Genomic DNA, 9,919 nt, shown 5'->3' on the forward strand with positions numbered 1-9,919 from the left:
AATGAAACCAAGGGGGTATAGGAACAGAGTAGGAGGAAGAGTATGCGTGAATTTAACATAGACGAGTTCTTTAAAGAAATCGATGAAAAGCAACAAGAGGTAAATGAACGGGCCTATAAATTATTTCGCGGGAATGGGCGTAAGACACGGGTCCGACCACGAGACAAAGATGAACAGCGTTGTTTGGATATAATTTGCCGGGAAAAATGGATGCGAGCTGTTGAAGAAGGAAAGATTCGCTATATTAATGACAGGGAGATGGATTATTTTGTCGATTGAATCGTATCGGGCAGAAGTATATGGATTGAAGGGAAAGCCTAAAACAGAAAAAATGCTCCTGTTCTCGGCAATTTTGACAGAGATACTAGAGTCTTTGAATGTAGAGCCCATCATCGTAGGTGGATTCTCTGTTGAGCTCTACACCCGGAATAGTTATTTAACAGAGGACATTGATTTTGTATTGAACGGTCGAGATAAAGCGAACCAGGTACTATTAGATCTTGGATTTGAAAAACAGGGAAAGGACTGGTATCACAAGGAAGTTGGGTTGATTGTAGAGATACCGGATAACTGGTTAGACGGTGATTACAGCCGGGTTACAAAGCTCAATATCGGGAATGGACGCTATGTTAAAGTAATCGGGATTGAAGATATTATTTGTGATCGGTTGCGTGCTTGTAAGTTTTGGCGTTCCCAAAGTGATTGCGAGTGGGCATTCCGTTTGTATTATGCCCATAGAGAGCGGATCGACATGAAGTATCTGAAGCAGAAAGCAACAAAGGACGGAACGTATGAAATTGTGGAAGAGTGGATAGAAAAAAATAATGAGTAAATCGTAAACCAGAGTAGGAATAGAAAGATTTCTGCGGAGCAAAAACAATGCTTGCGAAGCCTGTTGTAGTGTTTTGGCAATAAAAAGGGGTGGATTTCAAGGAGTCCCCCCTTTTTATATTCTAAAAATTAGCAGTATCTCAATCGCGAAAGATAACGTCCAGGTTGAATTTTTTGTAATGATTTCATGAGAAAAGGGAGTAGGCTTTGGGAAGTTTATTCCCTTTTGTTGAACTAACGTGCAGTTATCTTTAACAAAACCGTTTAAAAAAAGGATTTCACAACATGAATCACGAAATATGGATGTACTTGTAATCAAAAATTTTAAAAAAGGGTGGTATTTATGATTCGTGATGTGGAGGAATTTGTAAAGTTTTTAGATGGATTACGAAAGCGTACCATGCAGTATGTTAAGGTTGTACCGAATTCTATCTTAGAATGGAAACCAGCTGAAGATAAATTTTCAACGGGAGATTTGCTTCGACATCTAGGTTCCTCTCAACTCATGTTCTTAAATGTATTTGAGCATGGAAAATGGATCTATCCAGGCCATGAAAGTAGTAAAGGGGAAAAGATAGAGGAAATTGTTCATTACCTAGAAGTGTGTCATGCAAGGTTAACGGAGGGTTTATTAACTTTAGGAAATGATCTATTGGCAAAAAAGGTTCCAACCCTACATGGACATGAGGTAAGCTCCTGGAGGATCATGATGGCATTGGCGGAACATGAGATGCATCATCGTGGTCAATTATCAACATATCTTCAGATGAATGGAATAGAACCACCTCAAATTTTCGGTCTAAAAATCGAACAAGTTGAAAAAGGTTAATATAAATTATTTATATTGGTTTAGTTTCTCCAAACATGGGTTAAAGAAAAATAAATTTGATACAAATGATTTGTCAAAATTGCCAGGAAGAGATGCAAAATCTGAAGTAGGTATATGAAAAGCTACCAAGTAAGTAACCAGGTAGCTTTTTTTAATTTGGTTTGCTGGAGTTGCCTCAAGATATATTTTTTATATTGTATCTTATTTCCTATTTTTGTATTCTATATACATTCCAATTGACAGTTTAACAGCCAATACGACCAATACGACGTAGTACTCGTTCTGGACAAGATTGTGTAAAGTCTAAAAATCGCTGAACCGCCTGTTCAATCTCCGATTGATTTTTGTGAAACACGTTTGAAATGACACTATCTTTAAGCCAGCGCCAAAGCTTTTCAATTGGATTTAGATTGGGTGAATACGGCGGCAAAAACAATAAGTAGAGTCTCTATAAAAAGAAGGAAGCAAGAGGATATATGGTGGAGTCTTGCTTCCTTGGTTAGAAGGTGATAGGTGAAGAGAGCACCTGTCAGCACTTTTTCATGTACGCAAATAGTATGCCAATGTAACAAAAAAGACGAATTCCTTTGAATCTGTGTATTCTCATGAAATGTTGCATAAATAAGGAAATTTTTCAATGTATAATTGCATAGAAAAATTCCTTTTTGCATTGAAGATAAACAAACACCCCTCCCGGTCGCCACAATTGGTTTTGTTCGCCGTGAAATCGGGATGACGCCTGCTTATGAAGCTTGGTATCACGGTGCGACAAACAAGACAAGTGACCAGGTGGCTGAGTGCGCGACGTGGAATGCGGACGAGGAAGAAAGGATTCGGCAATTGACGGAGCGCGTAGAATGGGCGGTAAGTCGGTTGTCCAAGAAGGAAGAAGAGATTATTCGGAAGCGGTATCTGGAAGATGAGAGCTTTGATTATATTGTGGCTGGAGAGGTAGGACTGAGCGAACGGACGTATACCAGGGTGAAGGCTCGGGCGTTTTATAAGTTGGCATTTATGCTGAAGCTGGAAGTGCTGGCTGAAGATCCGGGCCCTGTTCCGGCATGAGTGAGGAAATTAAACAATGGAAAACCAACGAGAAAGGCGGTTCCGAAAAGGGATTGCCTTTTGTATTTTTAGAAGATATCCGATAGCTTGGTTTATGGAAACAGGAATATTTAAAGTTAAAAATAATTATTCAGATAATCATGCTTTTTCTTTATTTTATAAAGGTGTAGTATAAAAGGATTATATTTCTTGAAAAATGTAATTTTTGTGTTTTTCCTATGCTGAGCGGGAAAGAATATAAAAAAGTATTAGGAGGAGAAAAAGCATGGTAACCAAATTAAAACGATTTTTAATTGGATGACCGATGAAGACAGATGAACTTACAGAAGAAAAATTAAGTAAATTAAAAGCGCTGGCTGTTCTTTCTTCCGATGCTTTATCTTCTGTTGCATACGGAACAGAACAAATTCTTTTAGTGTTAATTACCGTTGGTGCAGCAGCGTTATGGTATTCCATCCCGATTTCATTTGCTGTTCTTGGTCTGTTAACAGTACTAATTTTGTCTTATCGCCAAACCATTTATGCTTATCCAACAGGCGGTGGTGCGTATATTGTAGCTAAAGACAACTTGGGCACTTCCGTTGGCCTAGTTGCTGGTGGATCTTTGCTGGTAGATTACATCTTAACCGTAGCAGTGAGCTCCTCAGCTGGTACAGATGCTATTACATCAGCTTTTCCAACATTTCATGAGCATCGTGTTATGATTGCGCTATTAATGATTTTAACGTTAACGATTTTAAATTTACGCGGGATTACAGAATCTGCAACCATACTAATGTATCCCGTTTATTTGTTTGTTTTCGCTGTTTTTCTTCTAATTATCGGTGGTGGGTATCAATGGATGACAGGGAATGTGCATGCTCAGGCTCCCGCTTATGGAGTAGCCGTTCCAGGGATTACCTTATTCCTGCTGTTAAAAGCGTTTAGTTCAGGCTGTTCTGCTTTAACAGGGGTAGAAGCGGTATCAAATGCGATTCCTAATTTTAGAGACCCAGCCCCTAGAAATGCGGCAAGAACTCTGATCATGATGGGAGTTATCCTTGGCATTATGTTCATTGGTATTAGCCTTCTGGCTTATGTATACGGCATTGCTCCTAAAGCAGATGAAACAGTCGTATCCCAGATCGCATCAGCCGTATTTGGACGAGGAATTATTTATTAGTTTATTCAGGCTGTAACATCACTGATTTTATTCCTCGCTGCAAACACTGCATTCGCAGCATTTCCATTACTTGCCTTTATGCTATCAAAAGACAGATTTTTACCGAATATGTTTATGGTTCGAGGAGATCGTTTTGGTTTTTCAAATGGAATCATTTTCTTAGGTATCTTTTCAGCACTCTTGATTATTGTTTCTGAAGGAGATACAGAAAATCTAATCCCTCTTTACGCGATAGGGGTGTTCGTTCCCTTTACCTTATCTCAAACAGGGATGATGAAACGATGGATTACGAAAAAGCCAGCGGGATGGCTTCTCCCTTTTGTTATTAATACGGTTGGGATGCTGACTACGCTTACAATTACCCTTATTTTCTTGATTACAAAATTCTCGCAAGTATGGATGATTTTCTTGTTCCTTCCTGCTGTTATCTTTGCTTTTAAGAAAGTAAACCAGCATTATCGCGACCTTGCGGAACAATTACGCATTGATCTTTCTACAGATAAGCCGGAGAAAAAGGGAAGCGTGATTGTGATTCCTGTAGCGGGTATTACGCAGGTTGTTCGAAATACCATCAGCTACGCTCAATCACTGTCAGATGATATCGTAGCCGTTTATGTTGGATTTGATGAAGAAGAAATTAAAAAAATGGAGGAGAAGTGGGAAGAGTGGAATCCGGGTGTACGTCTTATTACCTTGCGTTCCCGCTATCGCAGTATTGTGCGCCCCTTATCTAAATTTATTGATACGGTGGAATGGAAAACTTCAGCCACCGATCATGTAACGGTTATGATTCCACAATTTATTACGAAGCGTTGGTGGCATAATTTGCTGCATAACCAGACGAGTTTATTGTTACGTGCTTATTTATTTGCACGACAAGACGTTAAGATAACGACTGTTCCTTATCGATTAAAAAAATAAGGTTGAATGCCTAACGATTAAAGTAGTCGTTCTCTGAAGAGGAACGGCTTTATGTTCGTCTGCATGCTGCTTTAATGTAGTGCTAAGGCTTGAGGATCGTTTTTTTATTATCGCGTCAAACTGTATCACCAAGTATTGGTGGAACAGTATTAATAATTGTTGCAGTTCTTATTTGGAAATGGGCTGTATGGATGGATAATCAATACGCAAAGAGAAATAAGTCATAAAGTGTTATTAATGCTTTTTAATTGTAAAAAAGTTTGGCGTGAAGATGGCGTAATTTTGGCCAGATATTGGCGCGCCGTTTTGAGATAGGGGTAGTATGATGATAGTATCAGAAGATAAGCGAAGGGGCCGTTCCGAGGGGAGCGGTCCTTTTTTGGTTGCATAAAAAAAGAGAGACACACGAAGTAACACGAACGTAAGGTGAAGAGGGTGTACCGTACACAAGAGCGCGGAAATTAAAGCATGAGGTCATAAAAAATCTAGCTTGGATTATCTATGATGAGCAAAAGAAAGGAATAGGTGCTCTCTTCATGAGAACGCCTTTTTTAAGTTCGATAACTTGGTTTATGTCTATTTAACAAATAAATGTAGGTTGTTACCCATTGGAACATTTATGCATATCTTATTCTGAAAGTTTATTTTAGGAGGCTTGTTCATGTCCAATGGATTTGTTGCTCGCTCGTTAGATGAGGTTCGTTTCTGGTCCCGTATTATGAAAGAACACTCGTTGTTTATTACATTGGGCCTTCGATGTGAAGATACTCAGCTTATAAATGAAGCACAACAATTTTTTCGTATCTTCGAACAAATTGAGAGCCAATCACACGCTTTTACTTTGAATACCGATCCTCGACAGATTGCGCAATTTAATGCAGAGGTTTATAATGCTGTCTCCCATATTTGGGCTTATAAAAGAAAACTTCTTGGTCTTATTTTACATTGCAAGTTGCCTGGAGCTAATTTATTTCCTTTACTTATTGATCATATAAGTAGAGAAGCAAATTACTTTAGAAATAGGTTGTCAGAGTTAAATCAAGGTCAATTGGAGCCAATACCCGATGCCATTATCGATGAAAACGTATTTTTCTTGCGTATTATGGCCGATCATGCGAAATTTATTGGTCATCTTCTGGACCCGTCAGAACGAAAACTCGTAGAGCAGGCTCAGGAATTCAGTCATGATTTTGATCAATTATTATTTCAAGCAATTGATTTGGATTCTATGCGTCCACAATCACAAACGTCCCCTCTTCTTAGTCAGTTTCTTGACCAAAACAGAGTATCTGTAAAATCACTTCGTGATTTTAAAAAGACGGCTCGTGATTTAATTGAGGCATGCCGTATTAAAAGTATTATTCACCCGTTACTGGCTGATCACGTATTCCGTGAAGCGGAGAGATTTCTGGAGATTATCGATATGTTTGAAAGGGCACTAACAGGAAAAAAATCTGTTAGTAAATGCTAAAAACGTCCGACAATGCCCACTTTGTAAACTAGGATAGCCGCTCCAATTGAGAAGTGGCTTTTTCTTTTGCGTAACGTTACAACCGAGCCAGTGAAACGCAAGCGCACATGTAACGCTTCATTGGTTGGCTTGTAACGTTAAAACTTTGCGTTACAATTGCAGGAAAATAGTCCTTCTTTTACAATAATATTTTGGGTGTTTAAAATCTATTATGCAAGAAAAACACAACTTGCTTTCTTAAAAGGAATATTGGAGCACTGTATTCAGGAAAAAGAGCAGTTCTCTCAGAAATTAAAAGAAAAGCCGGAGTTAAGAAATTTCTAACTAGAAAGAAGTTCGGTGAGAAATATCCGTTTGGCGATTTATCCTTTTATTATGTAGTGAAGACCAAAAGTAACTTTTTATTTTGCTGAATATGGAAAACTTAACAAAATCCTCTTGATATATGATACTAAATATGATACTATAATATCAGGAGGTGAAACATGGCAAGGATAGATAAAATCCTCGAAAAAATGAAAAACCGCCCTAACGGAATATGGTTCGAGGAAATTGCCATCGTGCTTGAATATTACGGATACATACAAGTGAGAAGCAAAGGGTCTCACCATCACTTCCGAAATCAAGCAGGCGATGTAATCACAATCCCAAAGCAAAATCCCGTTAAGGCGGTGTACGTAAAAAACGTACTAAAAAGGATGGGGGAGTGACGGCTCCCCTTCCTTCAAAATATATTCTATCCTTGTAAAGAATAAATGGCAAATAAAGACGTTTCTTATTACATGAGCTTACCCTATACCATTCAGATTCAACATATAAATGATGAAAGCGGTCAGTATTATTATGCGACTGTGCTTGAATTGGATGGTTGTCAAAGTGATGGGCAAACGGTAGAAGAAGCACATAAAAACATTCGGGAAGCAATGGAAGGTTGGTTTGAGACTAAATTAGAGTTTGGCGACCCAATTCCAGAACCGATAACCGATGATGATTACAGTGGAAAATTCGTCGTGCGTGTTCCTAAAAGTTTACATCGGCAGTTAGCACAAATGGCAGCAAAAGAAGGAATATCGTTAAATCAATACGTACTTTACAAATTAAGCCGTTAAGTCACTCTCCGGAGTGGCTTTTTCTTTACCCTAAAACGGAGGTGGGTGATAGAAATGGAAATACGAAAGGTACCTGTCAGCAACATCAATTCAGCGCCGTACAACCCGCGTGTGGATTTACGGCCCGGAGATCCGGAATACGAGAAGCTAAAGCGTTCCATTGCGGAGTTTGGATATGTCGAGCCGCTTGTTTGGAACGGAACGTACCGGGAATCTTGTAGACGGCCACCAGCGATTAAAAATTTTACTGGAACAAGGCCATACGGAAATCGAAGTATCCGTGGTTAACCTGGACGAAGTACGCGAGAAGGCGCTGAACATCGCACTGAATAAAATTAGTGGACGATGGGATGAAGAGAAGCTGGCTATCTTGCTCCAGGAGTTGGTTGAGAGTGAAAGTAGTATCGAGCTGACCGGCTTTGATGGTGAGGAACTGGAAGACCTTATCTCTGCTTTACCTGCTGACACAGAGCCGGGTGAGCCCGTCGTCGATGATGAATATGACGTGCAGGTTGCGCTCGATGCTATCAAAGAGCCGGAAACAAGGCATGGGGATATATGGCGCTTGGGCAGGCATTTGCTTGTCTGTGGTGATGCTGCACGCTTAGAAGATGTACAGCGTCTTATGCAGGGTAAAAAAGCAAATCTGGTAGTTACAGACCCGCCGTATAACGTAGCTGTGGAAAGTGATTCAGAACGTCTGGCTGCAGACAGTCGTGATTCTATTTTAAATGACAACATGTCCGATGAGGATTTTGTTGTGTTCTTAAATCAGATATTTGCAAACTACGCCGCGATCATGAAACCGAACGCGGCGATTTACATTTTTCACCCATCTTCTTATCAGCGAGAGTTTGAGAATGCGATGAATGCCGCTGGAATCGTGACCCGTTCACAGTGCATTTGGGTGAAGAACGCGCCGACGTTTGGCTGAGCGCAGTACCGGTATAAGCATGAGCCAGTGTTTTATGCACACATCAAAGGGAAAGCTCCGGCATGGTATGGCGATCGAAAGCAGACGACAGTGTGGAAAGCAGGATTGCCTGTCGAAATTCCACAACCAGAAACCGTATGGGAAGTATCGCGTGGCGATGTGACGAAATATGTCCATCCGACACAGAAACCATTGGATTTGCTGGCGATTCCGATTGGCAACAGCAGCAAGAAAGGGGATATTGTTGTTGATTTCTTTGGTGGCAGCGGTTCAACGCTGATGACGTGTGAACAGATGGGACGTGAATGTCGGACGCTTGAATTGGACCCGGTATTTTGTGATGTGATTAAGCAGCGATTCTATGAAGCAACTGGTATTGAGCCTGTTCTTGTTTCTCGTATTGATGAAGTGGCATAACCGTAGAAAAAGCAAAAGGAGGACGCTGCGAACGCCCTCCTGACAAGCTGCCGGGTACCCCCGACGAAGGATAGCAGAACACCGTGGCCACGGAAGGGAAAGCTGCTATCCTGTTTCCATTTTACATGGAACTCGGGGGTATGTTCAATGAAAAATACGAACGAATATTCTTGTTTTGGTAATAAGGAAAATGTACTGCTGCAGCACGAAATAGAGACGATGGAAAACATTATGGAGTCGAAGTCAAAGTATCGAAAAATCATTCATGCTGGCATTGCACGCTGGGTGAAAGACTTTCAGGAAGGCCGGATTGAAATTAAAACGGTGGATGATTTGAAGAAGCTGATTGAAATCGACTTAGATCTCCAGCGAGATGACGTATAAAAACAAACTCAACTCAAACCAGATTATGGAGGTGGGTGGAATGTAGTGGGACGAGAAAGAAATCCGAATCGCAGAAAAGCATTTGAAATGTGGAAAGAGAGCAGTGGAACTTTAAGTTTAAAGGACATTGCTGCTGCTTTAGTTTTTGGGAATATATACCGTAATGACAAATATATCGCGGAGATAAAACACCATATTAAGAAATTCAGCGCCTTCTGGTATTGAAATTTTCTTTAGCACCTTTTTCTCTTTGTCATCTAGCAGATATTTAAAACTTAAATTAAGCATATATTATCCTCCTAATAAAATATATGGCTACCTTCTTTTGCGCTCCATTTTATACAATTCTTATTGACTTTGCTGGCAAATCCCAAATGTTATATCTTTTTATGTTGTGCATAATAAAATAACTGTAGTTGCCCAAAAACACTTACACAAATTTAAAATTGAATAGAAAAGAGACATATCTCTTCACCCTGTGTAAAAATAGAAGTACCACCAACCACTTTTACGCAAAGGAGAAGACTATATGCCTCTTACGTATAGGGTAGCACATCAACAGGAAATCAACAATATTTTACGTACCTGGCGTTTCCCACTTTATTTTTCTAAGCCGGTAATGAACCATATGGTTCATTTTCTCGATGGTGTGATGACCAGAGGTTTTTCTGGAACGTTAACCGATATCCATCGTGAAAGCTGCCATTCACAAGACCGACGGACACTGAGCCATTTTCTTACTCATGGGAAGTGGAATGAGCAGCATTTGATGCGTATAATTCAGCAACAATCATGG

Annotated in this window: 14 protein-coding genes and 2 pseudogenes; 15 read left to right on the forward strand and 1 reads right to left on the reverse strand. The window is 39.9% G+C overall.

Features of this window, described 5'->3' with window-relative positions:
• The first annotated feature begins 42 nt into the window (after positions 1-42).
• From BLR88_RS15170 to BLR88_RS15180, 3 genes are all read left to right on the forward strand, one after another.
• Positions 43-279: a hypothetical protein gene (locus BLR88_RS15170; protein WP_091261081.1), complete on the forward strand. Its 237-nt coding sequence runs from the start codon at positions 43-45 to the stop codon at positions 277-279.
• A complete protein-coding gene (locus BLR88_RS15175; protein ID WP_057899175.1) occupies positions 269-832 on the forward strand; it encodes a hypothetical protein in 564 nt (187 codons plus the stop codon). Before BLR88_RS15170 ends, BLR88_RS15175 begins: the two co-directional genes overlap by 11 nt.
• Positions 833-1,174: 342 nt before the next feature.
• The gene (locus BLR88_RS15180) at positions 1,175-1,660 is read left to right on the forward strand and encodes a DinB family protein (RefSeq protein ID WP_057899174.1); all 486 of its coding nucleotides are present in this window, start codon (positions 1,175-1,177) and stop codon (positions 1,658-1,660) included.
• A gap of 244 nt (positions 1,661-1,904) precedes the next feature.
• Here BLR88_RS15180 and BLR88_RS20215 read toward each other — a convergent pair whose 3' ends face one another.
• Positions 1,905-2,096 (reverse strand): transposase, encoded by a 192-nt coding sequence (locus BLR88_RS20215; protein WP_082706032.1) that lies wholly within the window; start codon positions 2,094-2,096, stop codon positions 1,905-1,907.
• 209 nt (positions 2,097-2,305) lie between these two features.
• On the opposite strand from BLR88_RS20215, the gene BLR88_RS15190 reads away from it, so the two are divergent.
• From BLR88_RS15190 to BLR88_RS19135, 12 genes and pseudogenes are all read left to right on the forward strand, one after another.
• Positions 2,306-2,725, forward strand: coding sequence for an ArpU family phage packaging/lysis transcriptional regulator (locus BLR88_RS15190; protein WP_091261083.1), 420 nt, complete (start codon positions 2,306-2,308; stop codon positions 2,723-2,725).
• 16 nt (positions 2,726-2,741) lie between these two features.
• Positions 2,742-2,900 (forward strand): hypothetical protein, encoded by a 159-nt coding sequence (locus tag BLR88_RS19665; protein WP_156424072.1) that lies wholly within the window; start codon positions 2,742-2,744, stop codon positions 2,898-2,900.
• Between the two features lie 129 nt (positions 2,901-3,029).
• A pseudogene (locus BLR88_RS15195) lies at positions 3,030-4,808 on the forward strand (APC family permease).
• Between the two features lie 661 nt (positions 4,809-5,469).
• Positions 5,470-6,279 (forward strand): DUF2935 domain-containing protein, encoded by an 810-nt coding sequence (locus tag BLR88_RS15200; protein ID WP_057899172.1) that lies wholly within the window; start codon positions 5,470-5,472, stop codon positions 6,277-6,279.
• 485 nt (positions 6,280-6,764) lie between these two features.
• Entirely contained in the window at positions 6,765-6,989 is a 225-nt protein-coding gene (locus tag BLR88_RS15205) for a type II toxin-antitoxin system HicA family toxin (protein WP_057899171.1), read from the forward strand.
• Between the two features lie 45 nt (positions 6,990-7,034).
• Entirely contained in the window at positions 7,035-7,388 is a 354-nt protein-coding gene (locus tag BLR88_RS15210) for a type II toxin-antitoxin system HicB family antitoxin (protein WP_057899170.1), read from the forward strand.
• A 54-nt stretch (positions 7,389-7,442) separates the two neighbouring features.
• Entirely contained in the window at positions 7,443-7,676 is a 234-nt protein-coding gene (locus tag BLR88_RS20490; RefSeq protein ID WP_322787676.1) for a ParB N-terminal domain-containing protein, read from the forward strand.
• Complete coding sequence (locus BLR88_RS20495) at positions 7,564-8,322, forward strand: DNA methyltransferase (RefSeq protein ID WP_322787677.1); 759 nt, start codon at positions 7,564-7,566, stop codon at positions 8,320-8,322. Before BLR88_RS20490 ends, BLR88_RS20495 begins: the two co-directional genes overlap by 113 nt.
• A 27-nt stretch (positions 8,323-8,349) precedes the next feature.
• Entirely contained in the window at positions 8,350-8,739 is a 390-nt protein-coding gene (locus BLR88_RS20500; protein WP_322787678.1) for a DNA methyltransferase, read from the forward strand.
• 147 nt (positions 8,740-8,886) lie between these two features.
• The gene (locus tag BLR88_RS15220; protein ID WP_091261084.1) at positions 8,887-9,123 is read left to right on the forward strand and encodes a hypothetical protein; all 237 of its coding nucleotides are present in this window, start codon (positions 8,887-8,889) and stop codon (positions 9,121-9,123) included.
• 45 nt (positions 9,124-9,168) lie between these two features.
• A complete protein-coding gene (locus BLR88_RS15225) occupies positions 9,169-9,348 on the forward strand; it encodes a phage terminase small subunit-related protein (RefSeq protein WP_082706030.1) in 180 nt (59 codons plus the stop codon).
• 304 nt (positions 9,349-9,652) lie between these two features.
• Positions 9,653-9,919: pseudogene (locus BLR88_RS19135) on the forward strand (IS701 family transposase); the annotation flags it as partial.

This window comes from Aneurinibacillus thermoaerophilus (assembly GCF_900099925.1).
Classification (GTDB): Bacteria; Bacillota; Bacilli; order Aneurinibacillales; family Aneurinibacillaceae; genus Aneurinibacillus; species Aneurinibacillus thermoaerophilus.